We start from the raw sequence: 19,066 nt of genomic DNA on the forward strand, positions 1-19,066 counted from the left end.
CGTTCGTCCTGAGCCAGGATCAAACTCTCCTTATAAAAGTTGTGAGTTTGAGCTTTTGGCTCTTAATCATTAATTGAAATTAACGTTGGCTTGCTGTTCACTTTTCAAGGTTCTCTTGTTTTAAAAAAGCGCGTAAAAAACGGCGCTTCATAATTTGACACATTAATCATCATATCATCTAATCTTTGTTTTGTCAAGGTTATTTTCCCTTATATTTAGCCTCTTTTTTACTGGCTTTTAAGGGCTGCTCCTTAACGCGACAATTTATACTGTATCATTTTTATCTGCCTCTGTCAAGGGCTCTTTTGAAAAATTTATCTTTTTTTGTCGCCCTTCTTTTTCAGCGACATTTCATACTGTATCATTTGTCTGACCTTTTGTCAAGAGTTTAAAGAAAAAAAGAGAAACCTTATTTTTTAACAAGGTTTCTCTTTAAATTATAATTCATTTTACTTTATTTTTTAATTTATTTTTTATTTTTCTCATTTTCTACTTCTTTATTTTCTTCATCTTCTTTTTCATCATTTTTTTCATCCAGTTCTTCATCACTATCTTTTTCCTCGCTTTTTTCTATGCGTGCCAGGGAAACAACTTTATCTTCTTTATCTAAATTCATTACTTTAACTCCCTGAGTATTTCTACCAGTTGTAGATATTTCCTCAATATGAGTTCTGATCATAATACCACTTTCACTAATAACTAAGAGTTCATGGTCATCATTTACTACTTTAATGCCTGCTAAAAGTCCATTCTTTTCTTTTACATTTAAAGTAATAAGCCCTTTTCCACCTCTTGTCTGTAATCTATAATTTTTAAGAGGTGTTTTCTTTCCATAACCTCTTTCAGTTATTACTAATAAATCTTCTCCTTCTTTATCTACTCCTAAACCAACTACATAATCTTCATCTCCTAGGTCTATAGCTTTTACTCCATAAGAGGCTCTAGAAGTAGATCTAACATCTTTTTCATTAAAGTGAATGGCTTTACCTTGATGGGTTGCAATTATAACATTACCATTTCCATCAGTAAATTTAACATCAATTAATTCATCTTCTTCTCTTAATTTAATTCCTTTTAGACCAGTGTAATTTGTTTTATAATCTATTAAAGGAGTTTTCTTAATAAGACCATTTTTAGTAGACATTATTAAGTTTCTTTTTTCATCAAATTCTTTAACCGGTATTACAGAAGTTATTCTTTCCTCTTTATCAAGATCAAGTAAATTAATAATTGGTGTTCCTCTTGCCTGTCTTCCGGCTTCTGGAATCTGATAACCTTTTAATCTATATACTTTTCCCTTATTGGTAAAGAAAAGGAAATAATGATGAGTAGAAGTAGTGAAAATATCTGCTACAAAATCTTCATCTTTAGTTTTTATACCAATTACACCTTTTCCACCTCTTCTTTGACTACGATAAATATCTAAAGGCATCCTTTTGATATAATCATCATGGGTCATAGCAACAACAATTTGTTCTTCTTCAATAAGGTCTTCCATTTCTAAATCAACATACTTAGCTTTTAGAATATCTGTTCTTCTTTGATCATTATATTTTTCTTTGATATTTAAAATTTCTTCTTTTATGATATTTAAAAGTTTATCTTCATCATTTAAAATACTTTTGTAATATTTAATTTTTTCTTTGAGATCACTATATTCTTCTTCTATTTTATCTCTTTCTAAACCAGTTAAGCTCTGGAGTCTCATTCTTAAAATGGCATTTGCCTGTTTTTCTGTTAATTCATAATCAGTCATTAATCCTTCGCGAGCTGTAGAAACATCTGGAGCATTTTTTATAAATTCTACTATTTCATCTATATTACTTAAAGCAATTCTATAACCTTCTAGAATATGAGCTCTTGCTTCTGCTTTATTTAAATCATATTTAGTTCTTCTAGTTATAACATCTTTTTGATGTTCTAGATAATGTTCTAAAATTTCTTTTAAATTTAAAGTTACAGGCTGTCCATCAACTAAAGCAAGCATTATCATACTGAAAGTAACCTGCATTCTGGTGTGTTTAAATAATCTATTTAAAACTATTTTTGGGGTAGCACTTCTTTTTAATTCAATTACTGCTCTCATTCCATCTCTATCTGATTCATCTCTAAGATCACTTATACCATCTATTTTATCATTTTTTACTAAATTAGCTATTTTTTCTATTAATCTTGCTTTATTTACCTGATAGGGTAGTTCATCAATGATAATTCTCGAAGTTCCATTATCAAATTCTTCTATTCTTGTTTTAGCTCTTAATTTTATTTTACCTCGACCTGTTTTATAGGCTTTATATATACTTGTTTTTCCCATTATATATCCACCAGTTGGGAAATCAGGACCTTTAATAGATTTCATTAGTTCTTCTATTTCTACTTCCGGGTTATCAATTAATTTTATTACTCCATCAACTACTTCTCCTAAATTATGAGGAGGAATACTGGTTGACATACCAACTGCAATCCCCGAACTTCCATTTACTAATAAATTAGGGACTTTAGCAGGTAAAACTGATGGTTCCTGCAAAGAATCATCAAAGTTTGAATCAAAATCTATTGTCCCTTTTCCTATATCTTCTAGCATTTCTGTGGCCATTTTAGACATTCTTGCCTCAGTATAACGCATAGCAGCAGCAGAATCCCCATCAACTGAACCAAAGTTACCATGTCCATCTATTAATGGATAACGATAAGAAAAATCCTGAGCCATTCTAACCATAGAATTATAAACTGCTGTATCACCATGAGGGTGATATTTACCTAGAACTTCTCCCACAATCCTGGCAGATTTTTTATGTGATTTATTAGGTGTTATTCCTAAATCATGCATAGCATATAAAATTCTGCGATGAACTGGTTTTAACCCATCTCTAACATCAGGAAGAGCTCTACTTACTATAACACTCATTGAATAATCAAGATATGCACTTTTCATTTCATCGTCTATATCAACATTTTTAACTCTATCTGCGATTTTAGCCATTTAAACTAAACACCTGCCTTATAATTACATTTTGCTTTATTATATATCAAGATTTTCCACTTCATGAGCATGATTTTGAATAAACTCTCTTCTCGGTTGTACTTTATCCCCCATTAAGGTGGTAAAAGTTTCATCAGCAAGAATTGCATCTTCAATTTGAACTTTAAGAACCACTCTTTCTTCAGGATTCATAGTAGTATCCCAAAGTTGTCCAGGATTCATTTCTCCTAAACCCTTATATCTCTGTAAAGAAATATTTTTTCTTCCCATTTCATCTAAGAGTTTATTTAAACTTTTATCATTATAGGCATATACCTCTTTTCTCCCCTTTTTCAATTTGTAAAGTGGAGGTTGAGCAATATAAATATAACCCTGTTCAATTAATGGTCTCATATATCGATAAAAGAAAGTTAATAATAGAGTTCTAATATGAGCTCCATCTACATCTGCATCAGTCATAATAATTATTTTACCATAACGGGCTTTAGATAAATCAAATTCATCTGCAACTCCTGTACCAATAGCTGTAATTAAAGCTCTAATTTCATTATTATTTAAAATTTTATTTAATCTTGATTTTTCCACATTAAGAATTTTTCCTTTTAAAGGTAATATAGCCTGAAATTTTCTATCTCTACCTTGTTTTGCTGATCCACCGGCAGAATCACCCTCAACTATATATAATTCTGTTTCTTCAGTATCTTTTGAAGAACAATCAGATAATTTACCAGGTAAAGCAGTACTTGTTAAAGCACTTTTTCTTCTGGTTAAATCTCTAGCTTTTCTAGCTGCCTTTCTTGCTCTTGCAGCACTAATTGCCTTATTAACTATTACTTTTCCAATTTTAGGATTTTCTTCTAAATATGTTTTTAAATTACTGGAAAGAGTAGAATCCACATATCCTCTCATTTCACTATTACCAAGTTTGGTTTTAGTTTGACCTTCAAATTGCGGATCTTCTAGTTTAACACTAATAATAGCAGTTAATCCTTCACGTATATCTTTACCTTTTAGATTATCATCATCTTCTTTTAAAAATCCTTTTTTACGTGCATAATCATTTACAGTTCTTGTTAATGCACTTTTAAACCCACTTAAATGAGTTCCACCTTCTTTAGTATTAATATTATTAGCAAAAGCAAAAATACTATTATTATAACCATCATGGTATTGAATAGCTATCTCTACATTTCCTTCTTTTCCTTCATTTTCGATAAAAATAGGATTTGGATAAAGTGATTTTTTATTTTTATTTAAATAATTAACAAAAGAAACAATCCCACCTTCATAGTGAAATTCATCTCTTTTAAGTTCTTCTCCTCTTCTATCTTCAAATACAATTTTTAGCCCTTTATTTAAAAAAGCAAGTTCTTTTAACCTTTGAGAAATATTTTTATATTTAAAATTAAGAGTTTCAAAAATATCTGGATCAGGTTTGAAAGATATTTTAGTACCAGTAACTTCATTGCCTTCTCCTATTGCTTTCAATTCAGTTGTTGGTACTCCTCTTTCATATTTTTGTCTATATAATTTACCATCTTCCCAATTAATTTCAACTTCTAACCATTCAGTTAGGGCATTAACAACAGATACTCCAACTCCATGTAAACCACCAGATACTTTATATCCTTCTCCACCAAATTTACCACCTGCATGAAGAGTAGTCATTACCACTTCTACTGCCGGTTTGTTTACTTTTGGATGAGTATCTATAGGAATACCTCTTCCATTATCAACTACAGTTACTATATTTCCTTTTTCAATAATAACATTAATTTGATCACAATGTCCCTGCATAGCTTCGTCTATACTATTATCTACAACTTCATAAACAAGATGATGTAATCCTTCTTGTGAAGTTGATCCAATATACATTCCTGGTCTTTTTCTAACAGCTTCTAGTCCTTCTAAAACCTGTATATGTTCTGCATTGTATTGTCCTTCACTTTTTAATTCCATATTAAAATACCCTACCATTTTTAGCTATCGGTCTTTTCATTCTTTTAGCCAATGTTTTTGAAGAAATCATTGAGAGGTAGATTGTTTCTCCAGTGAGCACAAAAGATTTTGCTTCACCTTCTGAATAATCAACTATAAAGCCCTCTTCTTCTGAAATATCTAAAAATTCCTGAGTAGTATCAGAATCTGTAGTTGCTTCTAAATCACCTATTAGAACTACTTCATTTTCTGGTAACATATGTCCTTTACCAAGATGTAAAAACATTAAAACAATCACCTTCCTTTTTCTATCTTTCCCTCTTTTACAATAAATACTTGTTCTTTATCCGGTGAAAATTTACTAATATCATTAAGATCTGTAGAAGTTATAAAAGTTTGTATTTTATCAGTTATTGTTTTTAATAGTGTATTTCTTCTTTTTTTATCAAGCTCAGAAAAAACATCATCAAGTAAAAGCACCGGGTATTCCCCGGTTTCAGATTTCATAAATTCTAATTCTGCAAGTTTTAAAGCAAGAGCAACAGTTCTCTGTTGACCTTGAGAAGCATATCTTCTTACATCAATATCATTAATTTCCAATTTTAAATCTGCTCTATGTGGACCAAATAGGGTATACCCTCTCTTAATTTCTTTTTTTCTTTTTTTCTTTAAATTATCTTTAAAAATATCTTTTATTTCATTATTTTTTATATTTCCTTTAAGACTTGTTTCATAAGAAATACTTAAATTTTCTTGACCATTAGTAATTTGTCTTTGGGCCAATCTAGCTAAAATTTTCAGTTTATCTATGACAGCTAAACGCTTACTAATAATTTTACTTCCAATTTCAACTAATTGTTCATCCCATATTTCAAGCATATTAATTTTTTCTTTATTTCTTTTTTCTTTTATTTCTTTTAATAAATTATTTCTTTGTTTTAAAACATGATTGTATTTATTTAATAAATGATGATAATAAGAATTAACCTGTGATACTTCTATATTTAAAAATTCTCTTCTATTTTGAGGACTGCCTTTAACTAATTTTAAATCTTCTGGAGAAAATAAAACAACATTAAGATTTCCCATTAAATCAGAAACTTTGTCTAGAGGTGTGTTATTTATTTTTATAGTTTTTTTACTTCCCTCTAGAAGCAAAGAAATTTTAAGTTTATAATCTCTTTTTTTAAGCATAATTTGAACCAGGGCATTATTTTCATTCCAATTAACCATTTCTCTATCAATATTTGTACGATGAGATCTTGCTGTTCCAAGTAAATAAATTGATTCTAAAAAATTAGTTTTACCCTGACCATTATTACCAATAAAAAAATTAAGGTTTTTATTTAAATCAAAATTGATATTATTTAAATTTCTAAAATTTTTAAGAAGAATTTTTTCAAGATACATATATATTACCTGCTTATTATATAACTTTTATTTTCATTTTTCAATTTTACTTTATCACCTTCAGCTAATTTCTTGCCTCTCTTATATTCTATTTCTCCATTAACCATTACTTTTCCTTCCTGAATTAAGGATTTAGCTTCTCCACCTGTAGCTACTAAGTTTGCCCATTTTAAAAATTGATCTAAATTTATTGTTTCAGTTTTAATTTTTATTTTTTCTGACATATAAAACATCCTTTCAAAATATATTTAGTCTGATCTAACTGGCATGATTAAATAAATATAATTATCATTATCTACTTTTTTCAAAGTAAATGGATTTAATGGTCCAATTAATTCTAAGGTAACTTTATCGTCATCAATTATTTTTAATACATCTAATAAATAACCAGCATCAATTGTTATTTTTTGATCCGGTCCTTCAACATCAATATTTATTTCCTCATGTGCATAACCCTGTTCAGAATTAGCAGAATTTATAATTAGTTTATTATCTTTAATTTTTAAGTTTAATACATTGGAATCCATTTTTGCTATTAAAGATGCTCTTTTAACAGCATTTTGCAATGGTTTTTTATCAACAAAAACTTTTGTATTATACTTATCAGGCATAACCTGTCTGTAATTTGGAAATTTACCTTCAATTAATCTAGAAATAATGGTTATATCTTGAAAATTAAATTTTATGTAATTTGAATCAACAAATATTTCAACTTTTTCACCATCTAATAATCTTGTTAATTCATTTAATGTTTTTGAAGGTAATATTATTTCTATTTCTTCTTTTTTTTCAAAATTAAAGTCAGTTTCCATTCTGCTATAAGCTAATCTATAAGTATTTGTAGAAACCATTATAATTTCATTTTCGTTTATATTAAATAAAGAACCAGTTAAAGCAGGTTGTGTTTCATCATTTGAAGTAGAAAATTCTACTTCTCTAATTAGTTTTTTAAGATCTTCTGTTGCTAAAGTAAAGTTTTCTGGGACATTTATTTCTGGTAATTGTGGATATTCATCAGGATCATATCCTTTTAGATTAAATTTAGAATTACTACAACTAAGATTTATTTGATAATTATCTAAATCGACATCAAAATTTATTTTTTCTTTTGGTAATTCTCTGACTAGTTGTGTAAAAGAATTAGCTGGAATAACTATTGAACCTTCTTCTTTTATATCTGCATTAATATAATGTTCTATTCCTAATTCTAAATCAGTTCCAATTAAATGTAATCCTTTATCTTTTTTAGCTTCTAAATATATTCCAGTTAATATGGGCATTGTTTGTTTATTTGCAACTGCTTTTTGTACAATCTGAATTCCTTCATATAAATCTTTTTGTTCAATTTGAAACTTCATAATAAGACACCTCCATAGAATTTTTATCTTTTTTGTTGAAAGCTTTATCCACATTTTAAAAGTGCAATTTATTATATATTTTTTATATTTAATATAGTAGTAGTAGTAATAGGGGCTGTTAATATGTTAAAAACTAGGTTTAAGCTTGATATGATAAAGATATGCCTGTAGATAAAGTGTTTAAAAGTCTTATTGAGTTATTAACATCTTAACAACAAAAAATTATTCACATTTTTTCCACATGTTATCAACTTTGTTTTACACAGCCATTTATCCTCTTTTTATTTTACTTTTTAATTTTTTTATAGTTTTCTGGAAATCAATATCATTTTCGAATTTTTCTTTTATTTTATTATGAGAATGAATTACTGTTGTATGATCTCTTCCTCCAAATTCATCTCCAATTTGTGGTAAAGAGGATTCAGTCATATTTCTTGCTAAATACATTGCTATTTGTCTTGGAAAAACAATATTTTGTGTTCTTTTCTTTGATTCCATTTCTTTAACTTCAATTTTATAGTAATTTGCAACTTCTTTTTTAATTAAATCAATAGTTACTTCTCGTGGAGAATTATTGTCTTTATCAACTAAATCTTTTAAAGCTTCTTCTGCTAATTCAATGTCAATTTCTTTATTTACCAATGAGGAATATGCTATTACTTTAATTAAAGCTCCTTCTAATTCCCTTATATTTGATTGAATTTTATTTGCTATATTAATAATAACTTCATTTGGAATTTCTAAATCTTCCATATCAGCTTTTTTTCTAAGTATTGCTATTCTTGTTTCTAAATCTGGTTTTTGAATATCAGTTATTAATCCCCATTCAAATCTTGATCTTAGTCTTTCTTCTAAGGTGGGAATTTCTTTTGGAGGTCTATCACTAGAAATAATAAGTTGTCTATTTGCTTCATGTAAAGAATTAAAGGTATGGAAAAATTCTTCCTGAGTTCTTTCTTTATCAGCTAAAAATTGAATATCATCTACAAGTAAAATATCGATATTACGATATTTATTTCTAAAATCAGCAGTACTATCATCTTTAATTGCATTAATTAATTCATTTGTAAAAGTTTCTGAAGAAACATACATCACTTTATTATTTGGATTATGTTCAAGAATAAAGTGAGCTATAGCCTGCATTAAGTGGGTTTTACCTAATCCAACATCACCATAGATAAATAAAGGGTTGTATGCTTTAGCTGGTGCTTCAGCAACTGCTAAAGAAGCTGCATGAGCAAAACGGTTACTATTACCTACTACAAAAGTATCAAATGTATATTTAGGATTTAATCCATTATCCAAATGTATATTTTTTTCTTCAGTTTCTTTGACCTGCTGAGGTTCTTTTTTATTTTTTTCTTCATTTTCATTATCATTTTCTTTATTCAATTTTTTTTCTTCTATTTCTTCTGGAGTTAATAAAACAATTCCCCAGTCATTGCCAGTTAATTCATTAATAATTTCTTGAATTAAATCAATATATCTTGTTTCTATCCAATCTTTGATAAAATCATTTGGAGCTTTGATAATTAATTGATTATTATCATCTACTTTTAGTGGTTCAGTATTTGAAAACCAGGTTTTAAAACTTGGATCACTTAATTTTTCCTTAATATTATTTAAAGTTTCTTGCCAAATATGTTCTAATTCTTCCTGTGAAAAGGGCATAAAAATACCTCCTAAAAAATTACTTTATATAAATAAATGATGTAAAAAAATATCAACAACCTGTGGATAAATTAAGCAATAATCCACAGGCTAATGTGGAAAATAAAATAACTGTTTATATGGGATAAAAGAGAATTTATATATTTTTTTTAGTAAAAATGTTAATAATAGAGATAAGTTATCCACAAAAAGAAGTTTTAACCCTTAGTTTATCAACAGTTTGTGGATAAAAAAGTTTCTTTTTGTGGATAACTTGTCTAAAATTGACTTATTATTAGATTTTGTGAAAAAAGTTTTTAACAGCCTTATCCCTTTATTAATAATGTAAGGATTTTAAAAACAAAAAATAATTCACAACAACCAATAATATAATAACAGATTATTAACAGATTATCAACAAGAAAAAAAGTAGATAATTTGTGGATAACTCCTTAATAATCAATTAATGCCTAAAATAAGCTTGACTCTAATATTTAAATAGCATATAATTTATAATGAATAGCGATATATTTTTTTTGTCAGGGGGAAAATGTCTTTGTGAAAAGTTTAAAGAAAAATAAAGATTTTAAAAATGTTTATAATAAGGGGAAATCAAAAGCAAGTCGATACCTGGTTATTTACAAATTGGAAAATGGTTTAAATCATAATCGATACGGTTTTTCTATTAGCAAAAAAATTGCTAATGCTGTAGGGAGAAATAAATTAAAACGCAGATTGAGAGAAATAATTAGAGAAATTGAAAAAAAAGAAAAAATAGTTTTTGGATATGATATAATTTTTATTGCCAGAAAACCTGTTGTTGATCTTGATTTTCATAGTCTTAAAGCTGATTGTAGTAAGCTTATAAAGAACATGGGACTTAATGAAGAAAATTAATGAGGTGTTTTAATGTTTAAAAAAATTTTGCTAGCATTGATTACTTTTTATCAAAAGGCTATATCTCCCTGGACACCTAAGTCCTGTCGTTTTCAACCTACATGTTCAACTTATTCAAAACAGGCAATAAAAAAATATGGACTTTTTAAAGGATCCTGGATAGGTTTAAAAAGAATTTTGAGATGTCATCCTTTTAATCCAGGTGGATATGACCCGTTAGAATAGGAGGAAAAAATAATTATGCTCAGTTTTTTTGGTAATTTTATTGATTTAATGGCTCAAGCTCTTGAACTTTTAAATGGAGTAGTTCACAATTATGGTCTTGCTATTATCCTGTTTACTTTAATAATTAAATTTGCTTTATTACCTTTAACTATCAAGCAAACTAAGTCAATGAAGGCAATGCAGGATATACAACCTGAAATGAAGAAAATTCAGGACAAATATGAAGATGATAAAGAAAAACAGCAGGAAGAAATGATGAAATTGTATCAGGAAAATGATGTTAATCCTGCTGCTGGTTGTTTACCTATGATTTTACAGTTAGTAATTTTAATTCCTTTATACAGAGCAATTTTAAGTTTACAGGGAGTAATGGGTGATGCAACTTTTCTTTGGATAGGTAGATTAACTGATGGTTCTCTTGCTCAACCTGATCCAGCTTTAGTAATTATTAATGGTCTTGCAATGGTAGGACAGACTTATATTACACAAAAAATTAGTGGTTCAGGTGGACAGGGAAGTACAATGATGTGGATTATGCCTATATTTATTGTCTTTATTGGTTTTCAATTACCTTCTGGTTTATTATTATATTGGTTAACATCCACTATATTTACTGCAATACAGCAATTTTTAATATCAGGAGATAGTGGGGTAAAGGAGGCTACTAATTAAAAATGGACAGCGTTCGGCAGGAAGCTAAAACTGTTGTTGATGCTATTAATAAGGCTTTGAAAAAATTAGATATAAACCGAGAAGAAGCAGAAATAGAAATAATTAAAGAAGGTTCTAAAGGTATTTTTGGTCTTTTCGGTGGTGAAAATGCTGTCGTTGATGTAAAGGTTAAAAAAGATCCAATAGAAATAGGTAAAGAATTTATTGAAACAGTTTTTTCTTCTACAAAACTTGAAGTTGAAATTGAGGTTATGGAAGAAAAAACAAATGAAGAACAGGTTATGTATAATTTAAAATCTGATGATTTAGGAATAGTAATTGGCCATAGGGGAGAGACTTTAGATGCCCTCCAGTATTTAACTTCTTTAGTTGTAAATAAAGAAACAGAAGAATACTATAGAGTTTTACTTGATGCTGAAGGTTATAGAGATAGGAGAAAGGAAACTTTGGTTAGACTTGCTAACAAACTTGCTAGAAAAGCAGTTAAAACTGAAAGAAAAGTTGTCCTGGAGCCTATGCCCCCACATGAAAGAAGAATAATTCATATGGCCTTAAAGGATAATGATAAGGTAACTTCATACAGTAAAGGTGAAGAACCCTTTAGAAAAGTAATGATTGAATTAACTGATTAATTTTCAAAAATAAATAGAAAAATTATTTTAACCCAGTGGGGGGTGATCCTGCTGGGTTTAATTTAATGTTAAGTGAGGTGTTTTTTTATGTCACTATATGAAGAAGATACAATTGCAGCTATTGCTACTCCACTTGGGACTTCTGGAGTAGGGAAAATAAGAATAAGTGGTAAAAATGCTATAAAAATAGGTCATAAATTATTTAGAGGAATAGAAGGAAAAAGACTAAAAGGTGTGAAAGGCTATACAGCTCATTATGGATTTGTGGTAGATCCTGAAAATGAAAAAGAAATAGATGAGGTGATAGCTATTCTAATGAGAGAACCTCATTCTTTTACAGGTGAAAATGTAGTTGAAATTGACTGTCATGGCGGGATGGTTCCTTTAAAAAAAGTTTTAAATATTATATTGGATAATGGAGCCAGAATGGCTGAAGCTGGTGAATTTTCTAAAAGAGCTTTTCTTAATGGCAGAATAGATTTAGCTCAGGCAGAAAGTATTATTGAAGTAATAAATGCTAAGACAGAAAAAGGACTTGATGTAGCAGTAGATCATCTAAAAGGCAAATTATCAACTAAAATTGATGAAATAAAAGATGAAACTATGAAAATGCTAGCTCATCTTGAAGCTGCTATTGATTTTCCAGAAGATGAAATTGAAAATTTTAATTCTGATAGATTAGGAGAAAGAATAAATTTTATAAAGGAAAGCATAGAAAATCTTTTAAAAACAAGTAAAGAAGGTAAAATCTATAAAGAAGGTATTAAAACAGTTATTGTAGGTAAACCTAATGTTGGTAAATCCAGTTTACTAAATACTCTTTTAGAAGAAAAAAGAGCAATAGTTACTGATATTCCAGGAACTACCAGAGATGTTATTGAAGAAGTTATTAATGTGGAAGGACTTCCTTTAAAAATAATCGATACTGCTGGTATCAGAAAAACAGAAGATATGATAGAAAAAATAGGTGTTGAAAAAACTCATAATTCCTTAAAAAACTCTGATTTAGTAATTTTTATGCTTGATGTTAGTCAGGGTCTTACTGAAGAAGATATAAATATCTATAAATCTATTAAAGATAAACCATTGATTGTAGCTGTAAATAAGACTGATTTGCCCCAAAAAATAGATCAGGCTAAAATAGATGAGTTTTTCTCTGATCATCCCTTATTATGGATTTCAGTTAAAAATGAAGAAGGTTTAAAAGATTTAAAAGATGCTATTGTAAATGAGGTTTTTGAAGAAGAGATTAGTGATAGTGGTGATGTCTTAATAACTCAGGTTCGTCATGAAAATGCTTTAAAAAGAGCTTTAGAGAGCATTACAAGAGTTGAAGAATCTTATAATAATAATATGGCTTATGATTTTTATACTATTGATTTAAAAGATGTTTTAAATAATTTACAGGAAATAACAGGAGAAACTGTCGATGAAGATATTATAGATAGAATTTTTTCTGATTTTTGTATTGGTAAATAAATTTGCAAATTAAGGAGTTGAATTTTATGGGAAATTATAATTCTGTCTATCCTGAAGAATATGATGTAATAGTTGTAGGAGCAGGACATTCGGGATGTGAAGCATCTCTTGCTCCAGCAAGAATGGGAAATAAAGTTTTGACATTAACAGTAAATTTAGATCATGTTGCTTTTATGCCCTGTAATCCATCTCTCGGTGGGCCTGGAAAAGGACATATTGTAAGAGAAATAGATGCCTTAGGTGGAGAAATGGCTAAAAATATGGATGAAACTATGATTCAGATAAGAATGTTAAATACAAGTAAAGGTCCAGCAGTCCATGGTTTAAGAGGACAGGCAGATAAAGAAGAATATCATAGAAGAATGAAAAGAGTTCTGGAAAATGAAGAAAATCTCGATTTAAAACAGGAAGTTGTAGAAGATATAGTAGTTGAAGATGGAGAAATTAAAGGTGTAATAGGTAAAACAGGTATTTTTTATCCAGGTAAAAAGGTTATTTTGACAACTGGAACTTTTCTTAAGGGTAAGGTTATTATTGGGAAAACAATTTTTGAATCTGGTCCTAACCAGCAATATCCTGCTAATAAATTATCTGAGTCTTTGAAAGAACATAATTTAGAGTTAAGACGATTTGAGACTGATACTCCGCCAAGAGTTAATAAAAATAGTATAGATTTTTCCAAAATGATAAAACAAAGTGGAGATTCTGGTCTTGCTTTTTCTTTTGAATCAAAACCATTTGAGAGAGAGCAGGTTCCCTGCTGGTTAACTTATACTAATCAAAAAACTCATGAAGTAATTAGAGAAAATAAGGATAAAAGTATATTATTAACTGATGAAGAAAGTGTTGGACCTCGCTATTGTCCTTCAATTGAGGATAAAATTGTACGTTTTCCAGAAAAAGAAAGACATCAAATTTTCCTGGAACCTGAAGGTGAACACACTGAGGAATATTATGTTGCTGGATTGTTTACTGGTTTACCCTATGATGTTCAAATTGAAATGATAAGAACTATGGAAGGACTTGAAAATGCTGAAATTATGAGACCTGGGTATGCTATTCAATATGATAGTATAGACCCTGTTGAATTAAAGTCAAGTCTTGAAACTAAAAAAATAAAAGGTCTTTATACGGCTGGACAAATCAATGGTACTTCTGGTTATGAAGAAGCTGCTGGTCAGGGAATAGTAGCAGGAATTAATGCTGGATTAACCCTAAAAGGAAAAGAAGAAATGATTTTAAAAAGATCTGAATCTTATATTGGGGTTTTAATTGATGATTTAATAACAAAAGGAACTAATGAACCCTATAGAATGATGACTTCTAGAGCAGAATACAGATTAGTTTTACGTCAGGATAATGCTGATCAGCGCTTAACCCCTAAAGGTTATGAAGCAGGGCTGGTTTCTGAAGAAAGATATAATAATTATAAAAAGAAAATAAAATTAATTGATGAGGCTCTGGAGTTTTTGAAAAATAATAGAGTTACTCCTACCTCAGAAGTTAGAGAAAAATTAGAAGAATTAGATAGTGGAAATCTCAGTCAACCTGCTACTTTAGAGAAATTACTGAGAAGACCGGAATTAAAATTTGATGATATAAAATATTTTGTTAAAGAATTACCAGACTATCCTAAAGAAGTTAAAGAACAGGTGGAAATTCAGGTAAAATATAAAGGATATATAGAAAGACAGGAATCTCAAATAGAACAATTCAAAAAAATGGAGAATAAAAAAATACCGGAGGATATAGAATATAGTGAACTTGAAAATTTACGAATAGAAGCAAGAGAAAAATTAGACAAAGTAAAGCCCGACTCTTTAGGACAGGCTTCAAGAATTTCTGGGGTATCTCCTTCTGATATTTCAGTGTTGATGATATATCTTGAAAAGAGAAAACAGGAGCAGTGATTTTATGAAATACAATGATTTTAATGATTATCTAACAAAAGGTTTAGATCAAATAGAGATATCATATACACCTCAAAAAATAAAAAAGTTATGGAATTACATGAATTTTTTATTAAAAGAAAATAAAAAATATAATTTAACTAATATAACAGACGAAAAAGAAATAATAAAAAAGCATTTTCTTGATTCACTTGCCCCTCTAGTTGAGGTTGATATGAGCTATTTTCAAAAAATAATTGATATTGGTACCGGCCCTGGTTTTCCTGGGATGGTTTGGAAGATATTTTTTCCAGAAAAAGAGTTTGTTTTAATTGATTCTACTCTAAAAAAGGTTAATTTTTTAAAAAAGCTATCTATAGAGTTAGAAATTTATAATAAATTAGAAATAAATCATGGAAGAGCTGAAGATTTTAGTCATCAAGATAAATATAGAGAAAAATTTGACTTAGTAGTGAGTAGAGCAGTAGCTCCTTTAAATGTTTTAAGTGAATATACCCTTCCGTTTGCTTCTAAAGGTTCATTTTTGTTTTATTATAAAGGTCCTAATTATGAAAAAGAAATTAAAAATAGTGAAAAAGCCTTTAAAACATTAGGAGGAAAATTAGAAGAAAGTTTAAAAATTAATGTTCCTTTATTAGAGGCAGATAGATATTTAATAGTTTATAAAAAAATAAAAAATACACCTGATAAATATCCACGAAAAGCAGGAATTCCTAAAAAAAGACCTTTATAACAAAGGATATTTTTTAATAATCAAGAATTATATAGTTGAAATTGATGGAGGTATTTATAATATGAAATTCCCCTTTTTACAAGATAAAAATAATAAAAAAATAAAATCAGTTAATATAAATAAAATTGTTGCTAACCCTTATCAACCAAGAACTGATTTTGATGAAAAATCACTAAAAGATTTAGCAGAATCAATTGATAATTTTGGTATAATTCAGCCCTTAACAATTAGGCCCCAGGGGGAAAAATATGAATTAATTGCTGGAGAAAGAAGATTAAAGGCTGCTAAATTAGCCGGTCTTAAAGAGGTTCCAGTTATTATTAAAGATTTTGATAATCAGGAAACAGCTGAAATAGCGTTAGTAGAAAATTTACAAAGAAAAGACCTTGATTTTTTAGAAGAAGCACATGCTTATGAGCAATTAATAGATGAATTTGATTTAACTCAAGGAGAATTGGCCAAAAAAATAGGCAAAAGTCAGTCTACTATTGCAAATAAGCTTCGAATACTTAATTTGGATCTAGATATCCAAAAAAAAGCAAAAAGTCCCCATGTTTCAGAAAGACATACTAGAATTTTACTCAAAATTGATGAAAAAGAAAAACAAAAAGAAATATTAAATAGAATTATCAATAATAAATTAACTGTTCGGGAAACAGAAAAAATTGTTGAAGATTTATTAAAAGAAAAGAAAAAAAAGAAGAAAAACAAAATTAAAACTGCATTTAAAAACCTGAAGCCATTTACTAATTCTTTAAATAAGACTATAAATGAAATGAAAAAAGCAGGACTTGAAGTTGAGGTTAATAAAAACAAAAACGAAGATTATATTGAGTATAATATTAAACTTCCTAGAAAAAGGAGGGAATAAGGTGGTCAATAAATTTGCAATTGTTAATCAAAAAGGTGGAGTAGGAAAAAGCACTACCGCTGTTAATTTAGGAGCCAGCCTGGCTGAAATGGATAAGAAAGTTTTAATTATAGATGTAGATCCCCAGGGCAATGCTACCAGTGGTTTAGGAATAGAAAAAAGTTCTGTAGATGAAAGCATTTATAATGTGTTAGTTGATGAAGTTGATGTTAAAGAAGCTATAGTAGAGACTGATACCAAAAATCTATTTCTTTTACCATCTAATATAGATTTAGCCGGAGCTGAAATCGAACTTGTTTCTATGATGTCTAGAGAGACAAGACTTAAAATTGCACTGGAAGATAAAGAAGATGAATTTGATTATATTTTTTTTGATTGTCCACCTTCTTTAGGATTATTGACATTAAATGCTTTGAGTGCAGCTGATAGCATTATTGTACCTATTCAATGTGAATATTATGCCCTTGAAGGTTTAGGTCAATTAATAGAAACTATTAAATTAGTTCAGAACAATTTAAATCAAGAACTTAAAATTGAAGGTGTAGTTCTTACTATGTATGATGCTAGAACTAATCTTTCTAAACAGGTGAGTGATGAAGTTAAAAACTTTTTTGATAATAAAGTTTATAAAACAGTTATTCCTAGAAATGTAAGATTAAGTGAAGCTCCAAGTTTTGGTCAGCCTGTTATTGAATATGCATCTAATTCTAAAGGTGCTAAGATGTATAGAAAATTAGCAAAGGAAGTGAATAATAATGTCTAAAAAAAGACTAGGAAAAGGTTTGAGCGCCTTAATTGCTGATAATAATAAAGAACAAGGTGCTGATCAAAAAATAACTAAAATTGATGTAAAAAAAATAGAGCCTAACCCCTTTCAACCTCGTAAAAAATTTGATACAGACTCCCTTAATGAACTTAGCCAATCTATAAAAGAAAATGGGATTATTCAGCCAATCACTGTTAGACAGGTTAAAGCAGATTTATATCAAATAGTCAGCGGTGAGAGAAGATGGAGGGCTTTTAAATCAATTTCTACTAAAAAAATTCCTGCTATAGTCAAAGATTATAGTGATAAACAAATGATGGAAATTGCTTTGGTTGAAAATTTACAAAGAGAAGATTTAAACCCAATGGAGGAAGCCCAGGCTTATAATAAAATGATTGATAATTTTGATATGAAACAAAATGAGATTGCCGAAAAAGTAGGAAAAAGTCGTTCCTCTGTGGCTAATACTTTAAGATTGCTAAATTTACCTCCTAAAATTCAGGTATATGTTTCACGTGGAACAATTTCTATGGGCCATGCCCGTGCATTACTTTCTTTAAAAGAAGAAAAAAAACAAATTGAAGTAGCTGACATGTTAATTGAAAAAGACTTTTCAGTTCGTAAAACAGAAGAATATATCAGCAAAATAAAGAAAAGCAAAGAAAAAAAGAAAAAAAACAGCTCCAAAACTAAAGAAAAATTGGATGAAAAGTGGGAAAAAGCCAGAGAATTATTAAGTAAAACTCTAGGAACTAAAATAAAAATAGCAAAAAGAAAAAAGAAAAAAGTTATCACTATTGAGTGTGATGATTATAAGGATATGGAGAAATTAATCGAAAAAATACAATAATAAAAATGGACTAATGTGGTTGTTTCACGTGAAACATTTAAATGAGGAAAAGGGAAAAAGACTATTATATCGAATATATAAAAAAGTAAGTATGGTTTTTTCTTTAAACTATTGTAATTTAATAGGGGTGTAAAAACAAAATGAGGATTATTATAGTTGGTGGAGGCAAAGTTGGTCGCTATTTAATCAATGATTTATCAAAAAAAGGTCATGAAATAATTTTAGTTGAACAAAAAGAAGAAAAATGCAATATGATTAGTGATAAATATAATATAAGTGTAATTTGTGGAGATGGATCTGAAAAAGAAGTTCTTGAAAAAGCTAAAATAGAGGAAGCGGATGTTTTGTTGGCGGTAACTAAAAATGATCAAAATAATTTAGTGATTTGTCAATTAGCTGAAAGACAATTTGAAGTTCCTCAAACCTTTACAACTGTAAATACTCCTGGAAACGAAAAATTATTTGATTGGTTAGGAGTTAATGTTGCAGTAAGTAGTGCTTCGATTTTATCAGCACTCGTGGATCAAGAAGTTGCTGTTCAGGATTTGAAAGGGATTTTAGCAAAAGATCAGGATGAATTAAAAATGATAAGATTAATTGTAAATGATAATTCTCCTGTTATCAACAAAAAACTTAATGAAATTAATTTACCTTTAGAATCAGTCCTGGTGACTATTTTAAGAGGTGATAAA

General features: G+C 28.7%; 18 protein-coding genes. 11 read left to right on the forward strand and 7 right to left on the reverse strand.

The genetic code is table 11. The features are described 5' to 3' along the window. Positions 1-466: 466 nt before the first annotated feature. From gyrA to dnaA, 7 genes are all read right to left on the reverse strand, one after another. A complete protein-coding gene (gyrA, locus tag VJ881_02520) occupies positions 467-2,983 on the reverse strand; it encodes a DNA gyrase subunit A (GenBank protein ID HKL74916.1) in 2,517 nt (838 codons plus the stop codon). 39 nt (positions 2,984-3,022) lie between these two features. Further along, the gene (gyrB, locus tag VJ881_02525; protein ID HKL74917.1) at positions 3,023-4,942 is read right to left on the reverse strand and encodes a DNA topoisomerase (ATP-hydrolyzing) subunit B; all 1,920 of its coding nucleotides are present in this window, start codon (positions 4,940-4,942) and stop codon (positions 3,023-3,025) included. A gap of 1 nt (position 4,943) precedes the next feature. After that, complete coding sequence (locus tag VJ881_02530) at positions 4,944-5,207, reverse strand: extracellular matrix/biofilm biosynthesis regulator RemA family protein (GenBank protein HKL74918.1); 264 nt, start codon at positions 5,205-5,207, stop codon at positions 4,944-4,946. An 8-nt stretch (positions 5,208-5,215) separates the two neighbouring features. After that, a complete protein-coding gene (gene recF / locus VJ881_02535) occupies positions 5,216-6,331 on the reverse strand; it encodes a DNA replication/repair protein RecF (protein HKL74919.1) in 1,116 nt (371 codons plus the stop codon). A gap of 5 nt (positions 6,332-6,336) precedes the next feature. Continuing rightward, the gene (gene yaaA / locus VJ881_02540; protein ID HKL74920.1) at positions 6,337-6,555 is read right to left on the reverse strand and encodes a S4 domain-containing protein YaaA; all 219 of its coding nucleotides are present in this window, start codon (positions 6,553-6,555) and stop codon (positions 6,337-6,339) included. Positions 6,556-6,579: 24 nt separating this feature from the next. Beyond that, entirely contained in the window at positions 6,580-7,689 is a 1,110-nt protein-coding gene (gene dnaN / locus VJ881_02545; GenBank protein ID HKL74921.1) for a DNA polymerase III subunit beta, read from the reverse strand. Positions 7,690-7,959: 270 nt separating this feature from the next. Beyond that, positions 7,960-9,360, reverse strand: coding sequence for a chromosomal replication initiator protein DnaA (gene dnaA, locus VJ881_02550; GenBank protein ID HKL74922.1), 1,401 nt, complete (start codon positions 9,358-9,360; stop codon positions 7,960-7,962). Between the two features lie 537 nt (positions 9,361-9,897). Here dnaA and rnpA point away from each other — a divergent pair. From rnpA to VJ881_02605, 11 genes are all read left to right on the forward strand, one after another. Then, positions 9,898-10,236, forward strand: a complete 339-nt coding sequence (rnpA, locus tag VJ881_02555; GenBank protein ID HKL74923.1) for a ribonuclease P protein component — start codon at positions 9,898-9,900, stop codon at positions 10,234-10,236. Positions 10,237-10,248: 12 nt separating this feature from the next. Then, positions 10,249-10,461: a membrane protein insertion efficiency factor YidD gene (gene yidD, locus VJ881_02560; protein ID HKL74924.1), complete on the forward strand. Its 213-nt coding sequence runs from the start codon at positions 10,249-10,251 to the stop codon at positions 10,459-10,461. Between the two features lie 15 nt (positions 10,462-10,476). Beyond that, on the forward strand, positions 10,477-11,133 hold the full coding sequence (locus VJ881_02565) for a YidC/Oxa1 family membrane protein insertase (protein HKL74925.1): 657 nt from the start codon (positions 10,477-10,479) through the stop codon (positions 11,131-11,133). Positions 11,134-11,135: 2 nt separating this feature from the next. Further along, positions 11,136-11,765: an RNA-binding cell elongation regulator Jag/EloR gene (gene jag, locus VJ881_02570; GenBank protein HKL74926.1), complete on the forward strand. Its 630-nt coding sequence runs from the start codon at positions 11,136-11,138 to the stop codon at positions 11,763-11,765. Positions 11,766-11,852: 87 nt separating this feature from the next. Then, positions 11,853-13,244: a tRNA uridine-5-carboxymethylaminomethyl(34) synthesis GTPase MnmE gene (gene mnmE / locus VJ881_02575; protein ID HKL74927.1), complete on the forward strand. Its 1,392-nt coding sequence runs from the start codon at positions 11,853-11,855 to the stop codon at positions 13,242-13,244. 26 nt (positions 13,245-13,270) lie between these two features. Continuing rightward, the gene (gene mnmG / locus VJ881_02580) at positions 13,271-15,154 is read left to right on the forward strand and encodes a tRNA uridine-5-carboxymethylaminomethyl(34) synthesis enzyme MnmG (GenBank protein HKL74928.1); all 1,884 of its coding nucleotides are present in this window, start codon (positions 13,271-13,273) and stop codon (positions 15,152-15,154) included. Between the two features lie 4 nt (positions 15,155-15,158). Then, on the forward strand, positions 15,159-15,887 hold the full coding sequence (gene rsmG / locus VJ881_02585) for a 16S rRNA (guanine(527)-N(7))-methyltransferase RsmG (protein HKL74929.1): 729 nt from the start codon (positions 15,159-15,161) through the stop codon (positions 15,885-15,887). 61 nt (positions 15,888-15,948) lie between these two features. Next, positions 15,949-16,758, forward strand: coding sequence for a nucleoid occlusion protein (gene noc, locus VJ881_02590; GenBank protein HKL74930.1), 810 nt, complete (start codon positions 15,949-15,951; stop codon positions 16,756-16,758). Between the two features lies 1 nt (position 16,759). Beyond that, complete coding sequence (locus VJ881_02595) at positions 16,760-17,521, forward strand: AAA family ATPase (protein HKL74931.1); 762 nt, start codon at positions 16,760-16,762, stop codon at positions 17,519-17,521. Further along, positions 17,514-18,374 (forward strand): ParB/RepB/Spo0J family partition protein, encoded by an 861-nt coding sequence (locus VJ881_02600; protein HKL74932.1) that lies wholly within the window; start codon positions 17,514-17,516, stop codon positions 18,372-18,374. The genes VJ881_02595 and VJ881_02600 overlap by 8 nt, the downstream gene beginning before the upstream one ends. A gap of 140 nt (positions 18,375-18,514) precedes the next feature. Next, the coding region (locus tag VJ881_02605; protein HKL74933.1) for a TrkA family potassium uptake protein at positions 18,515-19,066 on the forward strand (552 nt) is incomplete at its 3' end.

Source organism: Halanaerobiales bacterium (assembly GCA_035270125.1).
Classification (GTDB): Bacteria; Bacillota; Halanaerobiia; order Halanaerobiales; family DATFIM01; genus DATFIM01.

Coding starts and splice junctions, on each gene's coding strand:
- dnaN (HKL74921.1), bottom strand. CDS start 7,689: ATGAAGTTTCAAATTGAACAAAAAGATTTATATGAAGGAATTCAGATT.
- jag (HKL74926.1), top strand. CDS start 11,136: ATGGACAGCGTTCGGCAGGAAGCTAAAACTGTTGTTGATGCTATTAAT.
- VJ881_02530 (HKL74918.1), bottom strand. CDS start 5,207: ATGTTTTTACATCTTGGTAAAGGACATATGTTACCAGAAAATGAAGTA.
- dnaA (HKL74922.1), bottom strand. CDS start 9,360: ATGCCCTTTTCACAGGAAGAATTAGAACATATTTGGCAAGAAACTTTA.
- mnmG (HKL74928.1), top strand. CDS start 13,271: ATGGGAAATTATAATTCTGTCTATCCTGAAGAATATGATGTAATAGTT.
- rsmG (HKL74929.1), top strand. CDS start 15,159: ATGAAATACAATGATTTTAATGATTATCTAACAAAAGGTTTAGATCAA.
- mnmE (HKL74927.1), top strand. CDS start 11,853: ATGTCACTATATGAAGAAGATACAATTGCAGCTATTGCTACTCCACTT.
- noc (HKL74930.1), top strand. CDS start 15,949: ATGAAATTCCCCTTTTTACAAGATAAAAATAATAAAAAAATAAAATCA.
- VJ881_02565 (HKL74925.1), top strand. CDS start 10,477: ATGCTCAGTTTTTTTGGTAATTTTATTGATTTAATGGCTCAAGCTCTT.
- gyrB (HKL74917.1), bottom strand. CDS start 4,942: ATGGAATTAAAAAGTGAAGGACAATACAATGCAGAACATATACAGGTT.
- yidD (HKL74924.1), top strand. CDS start 10,249: ATGTTTAAAAAAATTTTGCTAGCATTGATTACTTTTTATCAAAAGGCT.
- VJ881_02600 (HKL74932.1), top strand. CDS start 17,514: ATGTCTAAAAAAAGACTAGGAAAAGGTTTGAGCGCCTTAATTGCTGAT.
- gyrA (HKL74916.1), bottom strand. CDS start 2,983: ATGGCTAAAATCGCAGATAGAGTTAAAAATGTTGATATAGACGATGAA.
- recF (HKL74919.1), bottom strand. CDS start 6,331: ATGTATCTTGAAAAAATTCTTCTTAAAAATTTTAGAAATTTAAATAAT.
- yaaA (HKL74920.1), bottom strand. CDS start 6,555: ATGTCAGAAAAAATAAAAATTAAAACTGAAACAATAAATTTAGATCAA.